This is a genomic window from Paenibacillus artemisiicola, assembly GCF_017652985.1.
In the GTDB taxonomy this organism is placed as follows: domain Bacteria; phylum Bacillota; class Bacilli; order Paenibacillales; family Paenibacillaceae; genus Paenibacillus_Z; species Paenibacillus_Z artemisiicola.
The window spans coordinates 140,160-159,821 of the sequence record NZ_JAGGDJ010000009.1 but is presented as its reverse complement, the minus strand read 5'-3'; the positions used below and the strand labels follow the sequence as shown (position 1 = coordinate 159,821).

At 63.0% G+C, this 19,662-nt stretch carries 13 protein-coding genes, 2 tRNA genes and 1 rRNA gene; 12 read left to right on the top strand and 4 right to left on the bottom strand.

Going from position 1 to position 19,662, the window contains the following annotated elements; genetic code table 11:
- From I8J29_RS14605 to I8J29_RS14585, 5 genes are all read left to right on the top strand, one after another.
- A 23S ribosomal RNA gene (locus I8J29_RS14605) occupies positions 1-178 on the top strand; the annotation flags it as partial.
- Between the two features lie 80 nt (positions 179-258).
- A tRNA-His gene (locus tag I8J29_RS14600) sits at positions 259-334 on the top strand.
- 14 nt (positions 335-348) lie between these two features.
- Positions 349-423, top strand: a tRNA-Gly gene (locus I8J29_RS14595).
- Between the two features lie 193 nt (positions 424-616).
- The gene (locus I8J29_RS14590) at positions 617-1,570 is read left to right on the top strand and encodes an AraC family transcriptional regulator (protein ID WP_208848300.1); all 954 of its coding nucleotides are present in this window, start codon (positions 617-619) and stop codon (positions 1,568-1,570) included.
- Positions 1,571-1,836: 266 nt separating this feature from the next.
- The gene (locus I8J29_RS14585) at positions 1,837-4,362 is read left to right on the top strand and encodes an alpha-mannosidase (RefSeq protein WP_208848299.1); all 2,526 of its coding nucleotides are present in this window, start codon (positions 1,837-1,839) and stop codon (positions 4,360-4,362) included.
- Positions 4,363-4,399: 37 nt separating this feature from the next.
- Here I8J29_RS14585 and I8J29_RS14580 read toward each other — a convergent pair whose 3' ends face one another.
- Both I8J29_RS14580 and I8J29_RS14575 read right to left on the bottom strand, forming a co-directional pair.
- Positions 4,400-5,359: an ABC transporter permease gene (locus tag I8J29_RS14580; RefSeq protein WP_208848298.1), complete on the bottom strand. Its 960-nt coding sequence runs from the start codon at positions 5,357-5,359 to the stop codon at positions 4,400-4,402.
- Between the two features lie 542 nt (positions 5,360-5,901).
- Complete coding sequence (locus I8J29_RS14575; protein WP_240546192.1) at positions 5,902-8,805, bottom strand: family 78 glycoside hydrolase catalytic domain; 2,904 nt, start codon at positions 8,803-8,805, stop codon at positions 5,902-5,904.
- Positions 8,806-9,131: 326 nt separating this feature from the next.
- Here I8J29_RS14575 and I8J29_RS14570 point away from each other — a divergent pair, with 326 nt between their 5' ends.
- Positions 9,132-10,367 carry an MFS transporter gene (locus I8J29_RS14570; RefSeq protein ID WP_208848296.1) on the top strand — a complete coding sequence of 412 codons (1,236 nt, stop codon included), beginning with the start codon at positions 9,132-9,134 and terminating at the stop codon, positions 10,365-10,367.
- Positions 10,368-10,453: 86 nt separating this feature from the next.
- The gene (locus I8J29_RS14565; protein ID WP_208848295.1) at positions 10,454-11,500 is read left to right on the top strand and encodes a Leu/Phe/Val dehydrogenase; all 1,047 of its coding nucleotides are present in this window, start codon (positions 10,454-10,456) and stop codon (positions 11,498-11,500) included.
- A 99-nt stretch (positions 11,501-11,599) separates the two neighbouring features.
- Here the strand turns inward: I8J29_RS14565 and I8J29_RS14560 are convergent, their stop codons facing one another.
- Positions 11,600-11,803: a hypothetical protein gene (locus I8J29_RS14560; RefSeq protein WP_208848294.1), complete on the bottom strand. Its 204-nt coding sequence runs from the start codon at positions 11,801-11,803 to the stop codon at positions 11,600-11,602.
- A gap of 117 nt (positions 11,804-11,920) precedes the next feature.
- Here I8J29_RS14560 and I8J29_RS14555 point away from each other — a divergent pair, with 117 nt between their 5' ends.
- Together I8J29_RS14555 and I8J29_RS14550 are read left to right on the top strand one after the other, a co-directional pair.
- Positions 11,921-13,771: an ABC transporter substrate-binding protein gene (locus tag I8J29_RS14555; protein WP_208848293.1), complete on the top strand. Its 1,851-nt coding sequence runs from the start codon at positions 11,921-11,923 to the stop codon at positions 13,769-13,771.
- Between the two features lie 28 nt (positions 13,772-13,799).
- Positions 13,800-14,363 carry a YfiT family bacillithiol transferase gene (locus tag I8J29_RS14550; protein WP_276316286.1) on the top strand — a complete coding sequence of 188 codons (564 nt, stop codon included), beginning with the start codon at positions 13,800-13,802 and terminating at the stop codon, positions 14,361-14,363.
- Between the two features lie 5 nt (positions 14,364-14,368).
- Here I8J29_RS14550 and yfbR read toward each other — a convergent pair whose 3' ends face one another.
- Positions 14,369-14,965: a 5'-deoxynucleotidase gene (gene yfbR, locus I8J29_RS14545; RefSeq protein WP_090646977.1), complete on the bottom strand. Its 597-nt coding sequence runs from the start codon at positions 14,963-14,965 to the stop codon at positions 14,369-14,371.
- Between the two features lie 161 nt (positions 14,966-15,126).
- On the opposite strand from yfbR, the gene I8J29_RS14540 reads away from it, so the two are divergent.
- From I8J29_RS14540 to pnpS, 3 genes are all read left to right on the top strand, one after another.
- Complete coding sequence (locus I8J29_RS14540; protein ID WP_208848292.1) at positions 15,127-16,671, top strand: fumarate hydratase; 1,545 nt, start codon at positions 15,127-15,129, stop codon at positions 16,669-16,671.
- A gap of 90 nt (positions 16,672-16,761) precedes the next feature.
- A complete protein-coding gene (locus I8J29_RS14535) occupies positions 16,762-17,724 on the top strand; it encodes a bile acid:sodium symporter family protein (RefSeq protein ID WP_208848291.1) in 963 nt (320 codons plus the stop codon).
- Between the two features lie 53 nt (positions 17,725-17,777).
- Positions 17,778-19,598 carry a two-component system histidine kinase PnpS gene (pnpS, locus tag I8J29_RS14530; protein ID WP_208848290.1) on the top strand — a complete coding sequence of 607 codons (1,821 nt, stop codon included), beginning with the start codon at positions 17,778-17,780 and terminating at the stop codon, positions 19,596-19,598.
- Positions 19,599-19,662: the final 64 nt, after the last annotated feature.

Sequence of the window (19,662 nt, the reverse complement as noted above, 5' to 3'; positions counted from 1 at the left end):
GCTGGGTAGCCAAGTGCGGACGGGATAAGCGCTGAAAGCATCTAAGCGTGAAGCCCCCCTCAAGATGAGATTTCCCAGTATGTAAGACCCCTTGAAGACGACGAGGTAGATAGGTTCGAGGTGGAAGCGCAGCAATGCGTGGAGCTGACGAATACTAATCGGTCGAGGGCTTATCCAAGGTACATCGTTCAGCTAAGCAAGACCCTTCGCAAAGGTTCGTATCCAGTTTTCAGGGTGGCAAGCTCACCTTTACATATGGCGATCGTGGCGAAGGGGTTAACGCACCGGTTTGTGGATCCGGCATTCGTGGGTTCAAGTCCCATCGGTCGCCCCATGATTACTCTCATTGCGGAAGTGGCTCAGCGGTAGAGCATCGCCTTGCCAAGGCGAGGGTCGCGGGTTCGATTCCCGTCTTCCGCTCCATCTATACGTCCAGCAGCTTTGACCGGCGAGGTTTCGCGGTCAAAGCTTTTTTGTTTTTCCGATGATGCGATTCTTATGCGGATCCGATCTTCAGGTTGGCAGGATTTTATAAAGGCATCCTTGGAATTGGCATACTGGCCGTCTAGAGATGTCTTATAATGAAGCTAAGAACTTGCGGCGAGGTGATTCCGCGTTGCCTGGTAATCCTGCATATGAAGAAGCGCTGCTGGCGCTGCAGCGGCTCATGATGAAGCCGATCCGAATCGGCGGCTTGACCCTTGTATTATTGGATGCGCTTTCAGCGGAGCATGACGAAAACTGGTCGCATCCTCCGCACCGTCATCCGTGGTATGAGTTTAATTACGTGTCGGAAGGCGGGCTCTATACGACTTCGGCCGGCGAAGAATTTCGCATCGAGGCCGGTCAATCCTACCTCATCCCGCCCGGCGTCGTGCATGGACATCGGCATCGGTCCTGCGAGAGCGACGACGGCTTCTGTCTTCGCTGGCAATTCGCGCATGAACGCGGGGAGGCGGCAGACGGGACGGCGGAGGAAGCGGAGCTGGTCCGCTGCTTCTCGGCGGTTCGTCCCTATGCCTTGAAAGCGGAAACGGCGTCGCCGCTGCTCGCGCTGCGGCCGGAGACGAGCCTCCTGTCGCTGCAGACGGCGTTCGCGCAATGGATCGCCGGTCTGTATGAAGCATGGCGGGCCGGCGCGGTGCCGTCCGCCGCGCCGGCGTCTCCCGACCATGCGGATACCCTTGTCCGGCAGACGATGCTTTTTCTGAACGCCTATTACGCAAACGAACTTCGGGTGCAGGACATCGCCAACGCGCTGCATGTCAGCTATCGCACGCTTGCGCGGCTGTTCCGAAAGGCGACGGGCTTAACGGTCGTGGAGAAGCTGAACGACATTCGCATTCAGCAGGCGAAGAAGCTGCTGATCGAAACCGATATGCCGATGCGTCAGATCGCGCTTGCCGTAGGGATGAAAAACGAGTTTTATTTCTCGAGGCTGTTCCGCGCCGTGGCGATGACGACGCCGTCGGAGTTTCGCGCCCATCGCTCGGAAGCGCGCAGGCTGCCGGTTCTAGGTCCGGAGGAGGAGAGCAAAGATTTTCTTCCGGTCGCCAAACAAGAGCGCTGACGCGTCCGGACACGAAGGCGTGCATGGAAGCCGGCAGAAGGCTGCGCTGAAAAAGGCCGCGGGTACCGGGAATGTGTGCCTCAACGTATATGGCGCAACTCATCCGCAAAGGCGTAACCGTGTCGGTTCGGCATTTTCGCATGAATCTGTGCCATTAGGAGCCGAGCTGCTCGTGCTTAACTGCGGCGGATTTCGCTGGCGGGTGCAACGGCACGCCGGCTATCGTTCCGATTCAACATTTTATCAGGAGAAGGGGATATGTTAGCATGGCGAATCAATCGTTACCGTCGCGGATTCATCTCATCGGCAACGCGCATCTGGACCCGGTCTGGCTGTGGCAGTGGCAGGAAGGCTATGCGGAGATTAAAGCGACGTTCCGTTCGGCGCTCGATCGGCTGAACGAGTACCCGGAATTCGTCTTTACCCGTTCGTGCGCGGCGTATTACCGCTGGATCGAGGAGAACGCGCCGGAGATGTTCGAAGAGATCCGGGCGCGCGTGGCAGAAGGCCGATGGATCATCGTCGGCGGCTGGTGGATTCAACCGGACTGCAATTTGCCGTCCGGGGAATCGTTCGCCCGTCACGGATTGTACGGGCAGCGGTATTTTCAGGCGAAGTTCGGGACGACCGCCAAGGTCGGCTACAACGTAGACTCGTTCGGCCATAACGCCATGCTGCCCCAGCTGCTGAAGAAGAGCGGCATCGACTATTACGTCTTCATGCGGCCCGATAAGCAGGAGAAGGAGCTGGAGCGGAATTTGTTCTGGTGGGAATCGGAGGACGGGAGCCGCGTCATGACGTTCCGGCTATCCGACAGCTATTCGACAAGCTGGGGAGCTTCGCTCGAAGACAAGATCATCAAGCATGCGGACATGGGAGCAGTGGACGGTCATGCCCACATGACGTTCTACGGCGTCGGCAACCACGGGGGCGGACCGACGATCGCGAATTTGGAAGCGATCCGCGCGCTGCAGGCCAAGTTCGGGGCGGACCGGCTCGCGATCAGCTCGCCGAACCGGTACTTCGAGGAGCTGGAATTCGCGCGGCCGGCGCTGCCCGTCTTGAAGGACGAGCTTCAGATGCATGCCGTCGGCTGCTACTCCACCCACTCGGAGTCGAAGGAGAACAACCGCCGGGCGGAGCATCGGCTGCTGGCGGCGGAGAAGTTTTCGGCGGCCGCGGGCGTGCTCCTCGGACTGTCTTACCCGCAGGAGCAGCTCAAGCAGGCGTGGGAGAACGTCCTGTTCAACCAATTTCACGACATCATGGGCGGCTGCAGCATCCGGGAAGCGTTCCAGGATGCCCGCGAGTCCTACGGCGAAGCGCTGCACATCGCGGCGAAGGCGTTGAACGCGGCAACGCAGCGCATCTCCTGGTCGATCGACACGATGAAGCCGGACGTGAAGTCGCTGAGCAAGGAGAAGGATTGGCTGTCGTGGGAGCAAGGGGATTTGGGCACGCCGTACGTGGTCTTCAACCCGTTGTCCTGGGAGACCGAGGTGCCGGTCCGGGCTAACCGCAAGCTGGCGAGCGTGACGGACGACGAAGGCAACGCCGTACCGGTTCAGACCGTGCGCGCCTCGCGGACGAACGGGCGGGATAATTGGGATACGCTGTTTATGGCGCGCGTGCCCGCGATGGGGTACCGGGTGTACTGGTGCTTCCGGGACAAGGCGCTCACGCCGGAGTCAGCCCCGTCGCCGGTCATCGCGGAAGGGAACGTGCTCGAAAACGACTACGTTCGCGTCGAAATCGAGCCGCATACGGGCTACGTATCGCGAATGCTGGACAAACGGACGAACACGGAGGTGCTCGCCGGGAAGGGCGCGGTGCCGGTCGTCATCGACGAGCATCACAGCGATACGTGGGGACACGGGCTGCGCAGCTACCGGGACCTGATCGGCTATTTCGCGGACGCCGAGGTGAAGGTGCTGGAGCAAGGGCCGCTGCGCGGCGTCCTTCGCGTCACGAGCCGGTACAACGGGTCGACGCTGCGGCAGGATTTTACGCTGCATCACCATTCGGCCGACGTACAGGTACGGGTCCAGCTGGATTGGCGCGAAAAGCATAAGATGCTGAAGCTGTCGTTCCCGGTCGCGGCGGAGCAGCCGGAGACGCATGCGGAAATTCCGTACGGTTATCTCCGGCGCGAGCCGAACGGACGGGAGGTGCCGGGCCAGCAGTGGATTGACGTCTGCGGCATCGATCCGAAGACGGGCACGCGTCGCGGCTTGGCGATTTTGAACAGCGGGAAGTACGCCTACGACGTCTTGGATAACGAGGCGAGAATCACGGTCGTGCGCAGTCCGATATTCGCCGATCATTACGGCGTGCGCGACGATCAGGTGGAGTATATGGACCAAGGCGTGCAGGAATTCGCGTATGCCCTCGTCCCGTACGAGGGCGGCTGGCAGGATGCCGGCATCGTCCGCAAAGCGTACGAACTGAACGTGCCGCCGGTCGCCGTATGGGAGACGTACCACGAAGGACCGCTGCCTCAGAAGTACGAGGGGCTGAAGATCTCGTCGGAGCAGGTGATCTGCACGGCGTTCAAGCAAGCGGAGGATGGCGGGGGCTGGATCGCGCGCGGCTACGAAACCGCGGGACGGCCGGCCAAGGCGGAGCTTCGCGTGCCGATGCTGAACCGGTCGTGGACCGCGGACTTCGGCAAATGCGAGATCAAGACGTTCTATGTGCCGAGCGACGCGGAGCTGCCGGTTCGCGAAGTGCAGCTGACGGAGATGGCGATGGTACAAGACGAATCTAAAGAAACCGGATCCGGGAATCCATAACGGTTTATCGGTAGGAGGGATTCGGATGAGAATTTTATCAAGCGGCCTTCCGGCCCAAACGGATCCGAGGGTTGAGCAGAAGCGAAATAATATCGGCCACCCAAGAGAATAAAACGACTGCAGTCGTAATGATGATGATGACGGCGAACAGTACCGGAAGGTTGCGATGTCCAGCGGAATAAACCATTAACGATCCGAGACCGCCCCAATTAAACACGTTCTCGACGATCGCCGAGGAGCCGATAAGCGTGGGCAAATCCATCGCGGCAATGGTGACGACCGGGATCATCGCGTTTTTGAGGGCATGGACGAGGATGACCCGCTTTTCGGATATTCCTTTCGCCCGGGCTGTTTGCAGGAAGTCCAAAGGAAGCACCTCCTGCATGCTTGAGCGAATAAACTTGAGGTACGACGCGACGATGCCCAACATCAAGGTTGCCACGGGCAAAATCATATGCTGAACGAGATCCGGCAGGTTTCCTTGCTTGCTCGGCGTATGTATACTGCTTGGGGGAAGCCAGTACAGATTGAACGCAAACACTTGTTGAAGCCAAATAGCGGCGGCGCTGCCGGGCACGGCAAACCCGATCAGCGCCAGCACGATAGCCACTCGGTCCGACAGGCCTCCGGAACGGATGCTGCTATAAATCGCCCAGGGAAACGCAATCATGACCGATAGAAGCCATGAAACGCCTATCAGGATCAGGCTGTTCTGCGCGTTCTTCCAGATGTAGCTGCCGATCGGCTGCATCTGGTAATCCAGACCAAACCCTCCATGACGAAGACCTTTAAGCCAATTCCAGTATTGCACATGGAGGGGCAGGTCTAATCCCAGCGCATGTTTCTGCGCATCCGCGGCAAGTCTTTGCTCCGGGGTCATTCCAATCGCCGTCCACATGTCTCCCGGCATTTGATGGCTCACATAAAAACAGGCAGCGGACACAATCAGCAGCACGAAAATAGATTGGAGCGTTCTTCGCACGATGAATTCCCACATTTCATACCCTCGCTAACTTGATTTGGTTTGTACAGGTTCGTGTCGGGTTGGCAGGCGCGTTCTTGGTGGGAAAGCTTGTTGCATCTTGACTAACCGGACGGTAAGTAAGTTCAGTATAGCGATCGTCTTATTTTTATGTCAATATTTCTTACATAAAATACACATTAAATCCCGAAAAATTAGGACCTCGATCGTAAATCGACGATTTTTGAAGCCGTCCGCGGGGAATTTGGAGTTCGATACCAGTAAATCCTAGGGGACTTGAAGATTTCGCTTTCTTCGTGTTAGGAATGTTAACTTATAGAAAGGGTGATCAAGCCAAGGCAAGGGCTGGGCTGATCGAGCGCTCAAGGCGGGAGAGGCTGCACGCCTTGTCGGTCTCATAGAGCTGTCCCCTCCTGTTGAGAGCTGCTGATCGACTGCGGCAAGACCGGCTCGGCGGGAGCGTCCACGATTGAACGACGCGAAGAAGCACCGCGAACAACGCGGTGCTTCTTCTTCGCATAAGGAGTACGGGGAGCAGGCGGCGGCAGGTCGACCCGTCAACCGAGCGCGATCCGCTCGACGTCCAGCTCGTAGCCGTCCGGCCCGGCGAGGTCCAGCTCGACCGCGGACGGCGCCGCGACGCGCAGCGACATGCGCTTCGCGGTCTCGTCCAGCCGCCACGAGACGTCGATCCGGCCGCTGCCCGGCAGCGGCACGGAGCCGCGCGCCCAGGCGAGACCCGACGGCTTCGGCGCGACGCGCACCTTCGTCCAGCCCGGGGTGACGCCGCGCACGCCGAGGATCTCGGAGCCGAGGAAGAAGACGGGGCCGGCCGACCAGGCATGGCAGTGGCTGCGGGTCAGCATCTTGTCGTTATGCGTGATGCCGCTGGTCGGGTAGACCTCCCAGACGGTCGTCGCGCCGTTGTCCACCATGGCGCCGTACTGCGTCCGAATGTCCCGCGCCATCACGTCCTGCAGCCCCAGCTTCGCGAGCGCCTCATGGTAGAAGAACGACATGAACGGGCTGCCGATCTGCACGAACGATGCCGGAGGCTCGACGATGTAGTCCTTGACGATCGCCGCGCGTTCGCCGTCCGGAATGCCGCACAGGCTCGCGACGACCTGCGTCTGCATGCTGGTCGTCTTCGACGGGCTGCCGTCGGCGCGGATGCAATCCAGGTATGCCCGGCGCGAGGCGTCCCACAGCCGCGCGTTGATCGCGCCGCGCAGCCGGTCCGCCGCCGCTTCGAAGCGGCCGCCTTCCGCCGCGTCGCCGGCCGCCGCCGCGAGCGCCGCCGCGTCGCGCAGCGCTTTGACGAGGAACATGTTTTGCGGCGAGACGACGCCCTCGCCCGGCTGTTCGAAGTTCGCCCAGTCCAGCAGGTTCCAGCCGCTGATGTTCAGCAGGCCGCGTTCGTCGAGCTTCGCGAGATAGTGCTCCAGCGTGAAGCGGACATGCGGCCACAGGTCGCGGGCGAACGTCTCGTTGCCGGTGTAATGGTAATGTTCAAGACAAGCCGTCACCCAGAAGAACGTCCAGTTCGGAATGACGCTGCTCCAGCCGCTCGGTACCTGATCGCCGTACAGCGGCGTCTGAAAGGCCGATTCCGGCACGAGCCGCAGGATGCGCTCGACGATCTCGGACGAGCCGAACGCGTAATAGTTGATCAGCGAGGCGTTGCGCGCGTCGCCGACCCAGAACGTCTGCTCGAACGCCGGGCAGTCCACAAACGTGTCCTCCATGCACAGGCGCGTCGTATCCCGGCTGATGCGCCAGATCTCGTTCAGCATCGCGTCGCTCGATTGGAACGTCCCCGCGTTCGCGACCGGGAAATTGCTTTGCAGCAGCTTGACCTCGTACAGCTTGACCGGCCGCGAGGCGCCGCGCACCGTCACCGCGAGGTAGCGCAAGCCGCGGCGGACCAAGGACGCATAAGTCTGCCGTCCCTCCCGGCACGTGTAACGCAGCGTGTTGTCGAGCTCGTACGTATACTGCCGCCAGCCGTCGCGCATGTACTCGAAGCCGTAGAAGTCGACGATCGTGCCTTCGCCGGCATCGAGCTCGAACGCGACGTAGCCCGTCAATTCGCGGCCGAAGTCGATCAGCACCTCCGTGTCCAGTCCCGGATGGAGCGGAACGACGCCGGGATCGGCGCTCGCGAGCACGGCGCGCTGAAGGCCGGCTGGCACCGGCTGCGGCCGGTCGACGGTCCGCCAAGCGGTCTGCGTGTAGACGTCCGTCGTATGGTACAGCCGCGGATCGATCGGACGCACCCACTCGCGGCAATCGGCCAGCCCGGACTCGGAGGCGATGCGCTTGGCCGCCGCGTACGCCGCGGGCTCCCGGTCGACGATCGTCGCCGGCTGGTGATCGATATGCTCGCCGGTGGCGAACGCGCCGATCGCGGCGAACGGGACGCGGCCCTCGCCGTCGCCGAGGCCGTCGACGCCGGTCACGACCGGCGCGCGCAGCGCGAACGGGACGTCGCCGTCCAGCCCGAGGTGGTACGCGTGGCCGTGCGTCACCCGGTTCAGGTCGAGCAGCAGCAGATGCTCGCCGGCCGCTAGCCGCGCCTGGACGAACTGCTGCGGGGCTTCGCCGTAGTAATCCTCCGCGGCGAGCCACTGGCCGTCGAGGCTGACGCGAAGCGGCATGCGGCCGTTATCGACGCTGCCGATCGTCAGCACGCCGTCTTCCGCCATCGTCACCACGGCGGCGAGCAGGCCGACGATCGTGACGGGATTGGCGTGATTCACGCTCTCCGGGGCCATGATCGTCCGAATGTCGAACGCCGCGCTCCAAGCCGCGGGCTTCACGGCGTTCAGCTCTTCGACGCGGGCCGGATAGACCGGCTCTTCCGTCAGGTAGGGAATCGGCCGCGGCGACAAGGTCGTCCAAGGCGACATGCCCGGCGAGCCGATGACCGTCGCGCGGTCCCAGGCGGCATCGTCGAAGCCGGGCAGCTTCCAGCTCTCGTCCCAGCCGCGGCTATCGTAACGCTCCGTGAACGCGAGCTGGCACGAGATGCGCTGCGAGGTGGCGTCGAACGCGCCATGTACCGCCGTCGTCCATGTCTCGTCCGTGCCGAGCAGCACGCGGGAAGCAGCGCCTTCGGTCCGCTCGAGCTGGAGCAGCAGGCCGCCGCGGCCGCGCAAATATTGAAACGTCGCCACGCCGTAATGCAGGACGAGAACGGCGATCGTGTTGTCCGCCCCGGGCTTCAGCAGATGGCCGACGTCGTATTCGTCGTAAGGCAGGTTCGACGGGAAGGCGCGGACCGGCCCCCGTCCGACCGGCGTGCCGTTCACGTACAGCACATAGCGGGAATCCGCCGTCAGCTTAAGCAGCGTCTCGCCGGCAGATGCCTCGTCCGGCACGCGGAAATGTTTGCGGAAACAGCGCCATTCGTTGCGGGGACTGGCTTCGCCCGGTCCCCAAATCCAAGATGCTTGCCACATTGCATATTGCCTCCTTGAAATCGGATTCATCCCCTTCATTGTATCGGAGAACGGCATGTCGAACTGGGGGCGAAACGGACGTTAAACCGTGTCGATTCGGACATCCCCGTAAGGCGTAGGCCCGTCAAGCCCAGCCTGCCTTCGTCAAGCTGACAGAACGTGGAAGAAAGACCGGTTTTGCGGCGATAACGGTTGCGGAAGGCGGCAGAACGGGGAATTCCGCCCGCCACTCTCCCATGAAGCGCTTTCCAGTCCGGCCGGGCATGCATTACAATGGCGGAAAGCCGCATAAGGCCAGCCGTCGCGCCGGGGAGGACACGAATCGCATGAAAGCGGAAATCGGACTGCATGGGAAAACGAGAAGAACGGGACCGGGACCGATCGCGCCGGAGAGGCGATTGGGGAAGGACGCGGTGACCGCGCTGCTCATTCATGGCTGCTTCCAGTTCGGCGCTTCCATGTCGGGGTTGTTTCTCAATCTCTATCTATGGCGGCTCACGCAGGATCTCTACGTCAACGGGATCTACAATATCATCGTGTTCCTGTTCACGCCCCTGGCCTTCGCGGTCGGGGGCAAAATCACGAAGCTGAAGGACCGGATGGTCACGTACCGGCTCGGCATCGTCATGATCGCCGTCTTCTATCTGCTCGTCGTCCTCGCGCGGGAGCATGTCGCGGCGTGGTACGTGCCGTTCGCGATCTTCAACGGCATCGCCGGGGGCTTTTACTGGACCGGCTATCTGGTGCTCATGTACGACGTGTCGACGGAGCAGAACCGCGTCCGGTTTCTCGCGGTCAACATGGTCGTGTTCAATTCGGCCGGGTTGATCGGACCGGCGCTGGCGGGCTTCATTATTCACCTCAGCGGCGGCCTGCAGGGCTACATTTTCGTATTCCTGCTCGCCTTCCTCATGTTCGTCGCGGCATCGGTGATCAGCTTCCGCATTCCGATGATCGTCTCGCATCATAAAGCGTATTACCTGCGGCTGGTCGGGCTCGTCATGCGCCGCAACGGGCTGTGGGTCAAGGGGCTCGCGGCGTTTCTGGTCCTCGGGTTGTTCCAGGGCATCATGCTGTTCCTGCCCAATATCCTGCTCTTCCAGACCGTCGGCCGGGAAGATCTCGTCGGTTACCTGGGCGTTTTCTTCTCGGCGCTGACGGTCGGGACGGGGTACGTCATCTCCCGGCGGGTCGGCAAGGAGCCGGTACGCAAATTCGTGCTGTATTCGTCGGCCGGCATCGTGCTCGGCGCCGCGTTCCTGCTCTACGACGTCCGCGTATGGACGGTGATCGTGTTCATGATCGCCTTCTCGATCTGCAATCCGCTCGCGGTGAACACGCTCACTTCCTATTATTACGGCCTGATCGGGAAGCTGCCGCTGAAGGGCCAGCTGCGGGTCGAATCCGTCGTCATGCGCGAAACGTTCCTGAACACGGGCCGGGTCGTCTCCATCGTTCTGCTGCTGTGCTTCGCCGGCGACTTGACGTCGATCTGGCTGCCGATCGTCCTCGCGGTCATGGCCGTCTGCCAGTTCGCGCTGTTCTGGCTCATCCGGGAGTAACGCGGCTTCCGCCGCTTCTGCCAAGCGTACATATTTCGGTTGTCCTCCGCATACGCATTACTCTCGGCGATAAAGGAGGGCTCGTGATGGACGTCTGGAAGGAAATGAAACGTCTGCGGGTGGAGCAGGTCGTCTTCTGCCAGGAGGAAGCCGCCGGGCTGCAGGCGGTCATCGCGATTCACAGCACGAAGCTCGGGCCCGCGCTCGGCGGCTGCCGGATGTGGACGTACGCCTCGGAAAACGACGCCGTCGCGGACGCGGTCCGGCTGGCGCGCGGCATGACGTACAAGTCGGCCTTCTTCGGCCTGCCGTACGGCGGCGGCAAGGCGGTCATCGTCGGCAACCCGGCGGCGGACAAAAGCGAAGACAAGTTCCGCGCCCTGGGGCGGTTCATCGAACGGCTGCAAGGGCGCTATATAACCGGCGTCGACCTGGGGACGACCGTCCGGGACATGGATTGGATCCGCCAGGAGACGGCCTATGTGACGGACACGACCGGCACGATCATGGCGACGGGCGATTTTACGGCGGAAATGACGGCGTACGGCGTGTTCCTCGGCATGAAGGCGTCGGCGGACTACTTGCTCGGCAGCGGGGACTTGGCCGGCCGGACGGTGGCGGTGCAGGGGCTGGGGAAAGTCGGCTATCTGCTGTGCGGCATGCTGCGCGACGCGGGCGCCCAGCTCGTCGTCGCGGACATCGACGACGCAAGGGCGGAGAAGGCGGTCAAAGCGTACCATGCGCGCGTCGTCGCCCCGGACGCGATCTACGGCGAGAACTGCGACATCTTCGCCCCGTGCGCGCTCGGCGGCGTCCTGAACGACGACACGATCCCGAAGCTGCGGTGCGCGATCGTCGCGGGAGCCGCGAACAATCAGCTGCAGGAGGAGATCCGCCACGGCGAGGACCTGGAGCAGCGGGGAATCCTGTACGCGCCGGACTACGTGCTGAACGCGGGCGGCATCATCATTACCGCCTGCGAGCTGCAGGGCGTGTCCGTACCGGACATGAAGCGGAGCGTGGAGCGGATCTACGGGCTGCTGCAGAAGGTGTACCGCTATGCCCGGCAGGAGGGCGTGCCGACGTGGCTGGCCGCGAACCTGATGGCCGAAGAAGAGCTGCAGCGGCCGTGAACGAGGCGGCTCGGCGGAACGCCTCAAAGCCGGAACGCCTAGACGCGGGGCGCAATGGCGGACTTGGCGCGCGAACCGCTGCACGAAAAAAGACGGCCGTCACTTCGTCGAAGTGTCGAGCCGTCTTCTGCCGTTCGGCCGCTTGCGCATCAGCCGCGTCCACCAGCCGGACGCCGCGAACCCGAGCGCCCGCGACGAGGCGCTTTCCTTTCGTCCGCCGATCCAGAGCCTGCGAAGCTCCCCTTCGTCTTCCCGGTACTGCCGCAGCTTCTCTTCCGTGTACGTCACCGGATATCCGTGCATGCTCGATTCCTCCTCGCGATGTCTTGGTTTCATTATGCAATCGCCAAAAGAGGATAAAAAGAGTAGAATTGACGCAAAAGACTTCCCCTTTTACGGGAGACGCGGGAGGCGACGGGGATGCAGGCGGTACAGGCGGAACGGTATTTGACCTTGATGCAGCGCTTCGCGGAGGAAGCGGGCGCCGGCACGCCGGTCGAGGTGACGCTGGACGAGCTCGCGCAGGCGCTCTATTGCACGGCCAGGAACGCGAAGCTCGTGCTGCGGCGGATGGAGGAGGACGGCTGGATCGTCTGGCAGCCGGGACGGGGGCGCGGCAACCGGTCGCGCATCGAATTCCGGATGGAACGGGAAGCCCTCGCGCTCGACATCGCCAAGGCGCTTGCCGGACAGGGCAGCTACAAGCAGGCGTTCGCGCTGCTTCACCGGTTCGGCGGCGGCACGCCGGTCAAGGAGCGATTCAACGAATGGCTGACGCTCCACTTCGGGTACCGGTCGGAAACGGGAGAGGATGCGCGCCGGGTGGACATGCTGCGGCTGCCCATCCACGTTCCGCTCGTCACGATGGACCCGGCCGAGGTGTACTTCGCGTTCGATGCGCACATCATCCGCCAGCTGTTCGACCGGCTGGTCGCGTACGACGCGAAGGCGGGGCAGGTCGTGCCTTCGCTGGCGCATGCGTGGGAGTGTTCGGCCGACGCGACGGCGTGGCAGTTCCATCTGCGCCGCGGCGTCATCTTCCACACCGGGCATGAGCTGATGGCGGACGACGTCGTCTACACGCTCGAGCGGCTGCGGAAGGGCAGATCCAACAGCTGGCTGCTGCGCGGCGTCGCCGCCGTCGAGGCCGCGGGACCGCGCACGGTCAAGGTGACGCTGGCGAAGCCGAACCGGATCTTTCACCGGTTCATGTGCTCGACGGCCGCGTCCATCCTGCCGCGCGAACCGCTGCAGCGCGACGAGGAGGCGTATTGGCGCCGCCCGTCCGGAACCGGGCCGTTCATGATCCAAGCTTGGGACGAGGAGCGGCTCGTGCTGGACGCGCATCCGGGCTACTTCAACGGCCGCGCGCACCTGGACGGGGTCGTGATCGCCATCGTGCCGTCCGGCGAAGGCATCGATTCGGAGCATTGCTGGGAGCAGCTGGTGCTCGCGCATGACGCCCGGGACCAGCAGCGCGATCAGAGCTGGGCGAAGCTGGAGTCGCTGCTGCAGGGCTGCTCGCTCATGACGTGGAACCGGAACAAGCCGGGGCCGCAGCAGTCCCAGTCGTTTCGCCGGGCGGTCGATCTATTGCTCGACCGCTCCCTCATGCTGCGGGAGCTCGGCGAGAACCGGATGTACGCGGCGCGCAGCTTCCGGCCCGACGCGCACAGCGCGCTGCGGCACGTCCGGAGCGACGCCGGGCAGGCGGAGACGCTGCTGCGGGAAGCGGGCTACGACGGGACCCCGTTCACGCTCTATACGCGCAGGTGGCACGAGCGCGACGCCAAGTGGATCCAGGCGCGGTGCGCGGCGTTCGGCGTGCGCATGGACATCCGGCTGATGGAAGGGGACGAGTGCCGCGATTTGAACGTGCTGGGAGAGGCCGACGCCATCCTGTACAGCCTCGTGTTCGCGGAGGACGAAGTGTGCGAGATCGAGACCTACGAGCAGACGGGCAGCTTCCTGAACGCGCACATGGACCCAGCGCTGCTGGCGTGGGCGAAGGGCCGCATCGATCTGGCCGTGGCCTCGGAGACGCCGGAGCAGCGGCGGTTCCTGCTCGAGGAGATGGAGGACCGGCTCCGCGAGGAGACGCAGGTGACGTTCCTGCTGCATAAGCGGAGCAACACGACGTACAAGCCGGAGCTGAAAGGAATCGCGCTGTCGCCGCTCGGCTGGATCGACTTCAAGGACGTCTGGGTCCGGTACGGCGGAGGGACGGCGGAGCAGGGGCAGGCAAGCGAGCGCGCGGAGGCCGTCCGCTGAATTTTCGCTCATTATAAGGAGGAAACGGATGATGGAGATAACCCAGGGGAACCGACCGGAACAAAACGAAGAGCGGCTGAAATACCCGATCGGCCATTTCGAATGGAGCGGGGACATCCCGAAGGCGCGGCGCGACGCGTGGATCGCGGATATCGCGGAGCTGCCCGGCCGGCTGCGGGGGGCCGTCGCGGGACTGTCCGACGGACAGTTGAACACGCCGTACCGGGACGGCGGATGGACGGTCCGCCAAGTGGTCCACCATGTGCCGGACAGCCACATGAACAGCTATATCCGCTTCAAGCTGGCGCTGACGGAGGAGAAACCGACGATCCGGCCGTATTACGAGGACCGGTGGGCGGAGCTGCCGGACGCGTTCGCGCCGGTCGACGCGTCGCTGGCGCTGCTCGACGCCCTGCACGAACGGTGGGTCGGGCTGTTGGCCGGCCTGAGCGACGCCGATTACGCGCGGAGCTTCGTCCATCCGGAGACGGGCAAGGAAATCCGGCTGGACTACAACCTTGGCGCCTATGCCTGGCACGGCAAGCATCATCTCGCGCACGTGACGGAGCTCGCGAAGCGGATGGGCTGGTAAGCGGCTTATTCCGACAGCTCGTCGAGCGTCTTGCTGAAGCTCGGCGCCATCTCGGCGAGGAACCAATCGACCTCCGGCATGCCGAGGGCGGCGAGCTTGCGCTCCGTCTGCCCTTTCGCCACGGCGAATTCGCGGTTGCCGGAGGAGAGCTCGGACAAGCATTTCATATACGCGTCAAGCAGGTCGGCCGCCTTCACCATTCGGAGGAGCTCGGCCTCTTCGGCGTCCGCCGGCGCGCCGAGCACGAGCGGCCCGTACACGTCCCTCAGCGGCTCCGGCACCATGCCGAGCAGCCGTTCGGCGGCCATCGCCTCGATCTCGCGGAAGTTCGCGAGCATCTTCGGATTGTGGTGCTTGACCGGCGTCGGAATGTCGCCGGTGAACACCTCCGTCGCGTCGTGGAACAGCGCCATCGCGGCCGCCCGGTCGGCGCGGAGCGACTTGCCGAACACGGCGTTGCCGATCTCGCAGAGCAGATGGGCGAGCAGCGCGACATGGTAAGAATGCTCCGCGACGGTTTCGCGGGTCGTGTTGCGCATCAGGCTCCAGCGCTCGATGTAGCGCAGCCGGTACATATACGCCGTAAAATGGCTGTCCGTCATGGCGGCATCTTCCTTTCCCGTCCGGATCCGGCGGCGGCCGGCGCCCCAAAAGGCCCGTGCCCGCCCCGTTCCGTTTGTGGTATGATAGATTAGAGTGATTTTAATATAGATTATAGTAGGAAAGTCGATGACCGACCAGAGAGAGGAGCCATATCGGACTCATGCAGCATTTTGAACAAAGCGTATACGACCTGATCGTCGAAACGTCGACCAACCTTCCGGGCGACGTGCGGAAGGTGATCCAAGCGGCGCAGGAGGCGGAGGACCGCGCGACGCGCGCCGGCCTGTCGCTCTCGACGATCGCGACCAATATCGAGATGGCCGAGTGCAACGTATCTCCGATCTGCCAGGACACGGGCATGCCGACGTTCGTCGTGCATACGCCGGTCGGCGCGAATCAGATCGTCATGAAGCGGCAGATCCGCAGCGCCATCGCGCGCGCGACCAAGGACGGCAAGCTGCGCACGAACTCCGTCGATTCGCTGACGGGCGGCAATACGGGCGACAACCTCGGCCCGGGCACGCCGGTCATCCACTTCGAGCAATGGGAGAAGGACGACATCGACGTCCGTCTCATTTTGAAGGGCGGCGGCTGCGAGAACAAGAACATTCAATACAGCCTGCCGATGGAAATCCCTGGCCTCGGCAAAGCCGGCCGCGACCTGGACGGCATCCGCAAATGCATCATGCACGCCGTGTACCAGGCGCAAGGACAGGGCTGCAGCGCGGGCTTCATCGGCGTCGGCATCGGCGGCGACCGGACGACGGGCTACGAGCTGGCGAAGCAGCAGCTGTTCCGCCATACGGACGACGCGAACGAAATTCCGGAGCTGGCCCGGCTCGAAGAATACGTGCTCGAGAACGCCAACAAGCTCGGGATCGGCACGATGGGCTTCGGCGGCCAAGTCACGCTGCTTGGCTGCAAGATCGGCGTCATGAACCGGCTGCCGGCGAGCTTCTTCGTCTCCGTCGCGTATAACTGCTGGGCATACCGCCGCCAAGGCGTGCTGCTGAACGCGGAAACCGGCGGGATCCGTTCGTGGATCTACCCGAACGGCTCCGATACGCCGATGAAGAACGGCGCGGCCGACGAAGCCGCAGAAGCGGTCACCGACCGCTCCGAGCGCCGCGAGGTCGTCCTGAACACGCCGTTGACGGAGGAACAGATGCGCGCGCTGAAGGTCGGCGACATCGTCATCATCAACGGCGAGATGCACACGGGCCGCGACGCGATCCATCACCATCTCATGGACCACGACGCGCCCGTCGATCTGAACGGTTCCGTCATTTACCACTGCGGCCCGGTCATGCTGAAGGACGAGCAGGGCTGGCAGGTCAAGGCGGCGGGCCCGACGACGAGCATCCGCGAGGAGCCGTACCAAGGCGACATCATCAAGAAGTTCGGCATCCGCGCCGTGATCGGCAAGGGCGGCATGGGGCCGAAGACGCTGGCGGCGCTGCAGGAGCACGGCGCGGTGTACCTCAATGCCATCGGCGGCGCGGCGCAGTATTACGCGGAATGCTTCAAGAACGTCAACGGCGTCGACTTCATGGAATTCGGCATCCCGGAGGCGATGTGGCATCTGCAGACGGAAGGCTTCGCGGCCGTCGTCACGATGGACGCCCACGGCAACAGCCTGCACGCCGACGTCGACAAGGATTCCTTCGAGAAGCTGCAGCAATTCAAGGAACCGGTATTCAAATAAACCGCCGACGACGGACGCGCGGCGGGCGGACGGGACGACCGTCCCGCCCCCGCCGCGCGCGGCCGGAGAAGAAAGGGATGTCTAGCTCCAATGCGCAGCTTCGGACTCGCCTTTAACGCTAGGTTTGAACAATGGATGTTCCTCATTATCCCGGGATCCCTTGTCCTGGGGTTCTTTTTTTCCGGGCCGCTGCAGCGCTTCGTGCCAGCCGTGCCGTATCTGTTCGCGTACGTCACGCTGACGATGGCGATCGGCTGCGGCCTCGGGCAGCTGCGGACGGTCGTCCGCCGGCCGGGCGTACTCGTGCTCACGTTCCTCATTGCGCACGTGCTGTCGCCGCTCGTCGCGTACGGCGTCGGCGCGCTGTTCTTCGGCCCGGAGTCGCCGTACGTCGTGGGAATGGTGCTGTTCACAATCATTCCGCTCGGCGTGTCGACCGTGCTTTGGGTCGGGCTGTCCGGCGGCAGCATCCCGCTCATGCTGGCGATGGTCGTCATCGACTCGGCGCTCAGCCCGATCGTCGTGCCCGGCGGCATCCGGCTGCTCTTCCATCAGGCGGTGAAGACCGACACCGGCGACATGATCCGCGATCTGCTGCTCATCATCGTCGTGCCGACGATCATCGGCGTAACCTTGTACGAACTGAGCAAGGGCCGGATCCAGAACGCGGTCAAGCCGTTTGCGGCGCCGATCTCGAAGCTCTGCTTCGTCGCCGTCGTGCTGCTGAACGCGGCGGCCATCGCGCCGTACGCGGAGCAGCTCGGCGGCGACCTGCTGCGGCTCGTGCCGCTGTCGCTCGCGATGGTGGGCATCTGCTACGCGATCGGTTATTTCGGCACGATGCCGTACCGGGACCGGGAACTGCAGATCACCGTCTCGTACGCGACGGGCATGCGCAACATCTCTCTCGGGATCGTGCTCGCGATGGGCTACTTCAGCCCGCTGACGGCCGTCCCGGTCGTGCTGTCGATTTTGATCCAGCAGCCGCTGGCCACCGTGCACCATTACGTTTTACAAAAGCTTCATAAAACAACGGCTGGCGTCGAAGGCTAAGTGGAAGTACGATTGGGGATGAAGGAAACAGCCTTGGGAGTTGAGACAGAGCAATGAGCAGCTTTCGCACGCGGCTGACCCTGATTCTGATCGCGATGATCGGACTCGCGGTGTTGGCCGCAGGACTATTCATGGGCAAGACTTACCGGGACAACCACTTGGAGGCGCTGCAGGACAACATGGTCCGGGAAATGAGGATCATCCTGGACGAAATGGATTGGAAGCAGGGCAGCCCGGACGAGCTGTACGATTATTACACGAATGAAGCGAAGCATTTGAAGGACATTACGGATACCCGGATCACGTTCATCCGCAGCGACGGCGTCGTGCTGGGCGATTCCGATCACGATCCGCGCACGATGGACAACCATTCGACGCGCAAGGAAGTGCTGGAGGCGAAGCAGGACGGCATCGGCCGGACGACCCGCTACAGCGACACGATCAAGCAGAACCTGCTGTACGTCGCGATGAAAGTGAAGCCGGACGATCCGAATTCGGATATCATCCGGCTGGCGCTCAGCCTGGAGAAGGCGGACGAGAGCGTCAAGCGCATCTGGGTGGCGCTGCTGCTCGGGCTGGTCGTGCTCTTCGCCCTCGCGGCGCTGATCAGCTACCGCGTGGCGCGCGGCCTGACCCGTCCGCTCGAGCAGATCACGAAGGTGTCGAAGCGGATCAAGAACCTGGATTACCGCGCCCGGGTCGCCGTCAAGAGCAACGACGAAATCGGCGAGCTCGGCCAGGCAATCAACGCGATGGCCGAAGGGCTGCAGGTGCAGATGACGCGGATTCACCAGAACGAGCAGCAGCTCGCGAGCGTGCTCGACAACATGATCAACGGCGTCGTCATGATCGATGCCGGCGGCAAGATCGTGCTGCTGAACCGGATGGCGGAGGAAGTGCTCGGCTTCTCCGCGCGCGAGCTGGTCGGCCAGCACTACGCCTCGGCGAAGCAGCAGTACGAGCTGTCGCAGATCATTCAGGAGGCGCTCGAGCGCCGGGAGCATTTGCGCGACGAGGTGACGTTTTATTTTCCGGAGGAGCGGCTGCTGGATCTCAACCTGGTGCCGATCTTCGAGGATAACGAGCATAACGGGGAGTTTGGCGGCGTGCTGCTCGTCCTGCAGGACGTGACGGCGATCCGCAGGCTCGAGCGGATGCGCAGCGAATTCGTGGCGAACGTCTCGCACGAGCTGAAGACGCCGGTCACGGCGGTCAAGGGCTTCGCCGAGACGCTCCTCGGCGGGGCGGTCGACGATCCCGAGCTGGCGCGGTCGTTCCTGCAGATCATCTACGACGAGAGCGACCGGCTCAACCGGCTGATCGGGGACATCCTGGAGCTATCCAAGATCGAATCCCGACGCGTGCCGCTGCAGTTCTCGCCGATCGAGCTGTCCCCGTTCGTGTACAAGACCATCGAGCTCATGAGCGCCGAGGCGGTGCGCAAGCAGATTCGCGTCACGGCCAGGGTCGAACCGGGGCTGTACGTGGAGGCGGACGAGGACCGGCTGCGGCAGATCGTCATGAACCTGCTGGCCAACGGCATCGCGTACACGTCGGAAGGCGGCAGCGTGTCTATCACGGTGGAGCCCGTTCACGACCCGAACCTGTCGTTCGACGACGAAGGCCAAGAAAATTACGAGCATATCCGCATCCATATCTCCGACACGGGCATGGGAATTCCGAAGAAGGACCTGCCGCGCATCTTCGAGCGGTTCTACCGCGTCGACAAAGCCAGGTCGCGGAGCTCCGGCGGCACGGGCCTCGGGCTTTCCATCGTCAAGCATTTGGTGGAATTGCACAAAGGCACGATCACCGTCGAGAGCCGGGTCGGCATCGGGTCGACCTTCACCATCGAGCTTCCCGTGCTCCAGTAGCGGGCGGCTCGGCCGGACAGGGGTTTACCCTGCGGCGGAAACAATGCTATGATAGTGTAAAAGA

What these genes read in the sequence shown, in the direction of transcription:
- I8J29_RS14585 (WP_208848299.1), top strand. Translation starts at nt 1,837, where the DNA reads ATGGCGAATCAATCGTTACCGTCGCGGATTCATCTCATCGGCAACGCG.
- I8J29_RS14580 (WP_208848298.1), bottom strand. Translation starts at nt 5,359, where the DNA reads ATGTGGGAATTCATCGTGCGAAGAACGCTCCAATCTATTTTCGTGCTG.
- I8J29_RS14575 (WP_240546192.1), bottom strand. Translation starts at nt 8,805, where the DNA reads ATGTGGCAAGCATCTTGGATTTGGGGACCGGGCGAAGCCAGTCCCCGC.
- I8J29_RS14570 (WP_208848296.1), top strand. Translation starts at nt 9,132, where the DNA reads ATGAAAGCGGAAATCGGACTGCATGGGAAAACGAGAAGAACGGGACCG.
- I8J29_RS14565 (WP_208848295.1), top strand. Translation starts at nt 10,454, where the DNA reads ATGGACGTCTGGAAGGAAATGAAACGTCTGCGGGTGGAGCAGGTCGTC.
- I8J29_RS14560 (WP_208848294.1), bottom strand. Translation starts at nt 11,803, where the DNA reads ATGCACGGATATCCGGTGACGTACACGGAAGAGAAGCTGCGGCAGTAC.
- I8J29_RS14555 (WP_208848293.1), top strand. Translation starts at nt 11,921, where the DNA reads ATGCAGGCGGTACAGGCGGAACGGTATTTGACCTTGATGCAGCGCTTC.
- I8J29_RS14550 (WP_276316286.1), top strand. Translation starts at nt 13,800, where the DNA reads ATGATGGAGATAACCCAGGGGAACCGACCGGAACAAAACGAAGAGCGG.
- yfbR (WP_090646977.1), bottom strand. Translation starts at nt 14,965, where the DNA reads ATGACGGACAGCCATTTTACGGCGTATATGTACCGGCTGCGCTACATC.
- I8J29_RS14540 (WP_208848292.1), top strand. Translation starts at nt 15,127, where the DNA reads ATGCAGCATTTTGAACAAAGCGTATACGACCTGATCGTCGAAACGTCG.
- I8J29_RS14535 (WP_208848291.1), top strand. Translation starts at nt 16,762, where the DNA reads ATGCGCAGCTTCGGACTCGCCTTTAACGCTAGGTTTGAACAATGGATG.
- pnpS (WP_208848290.1), top strand. Translation starts at nt 17,778, where the DNA reads ATGAGCAGCTTTCGCACGCGGCTGACCCTGATTCTGATCGCGATGATC.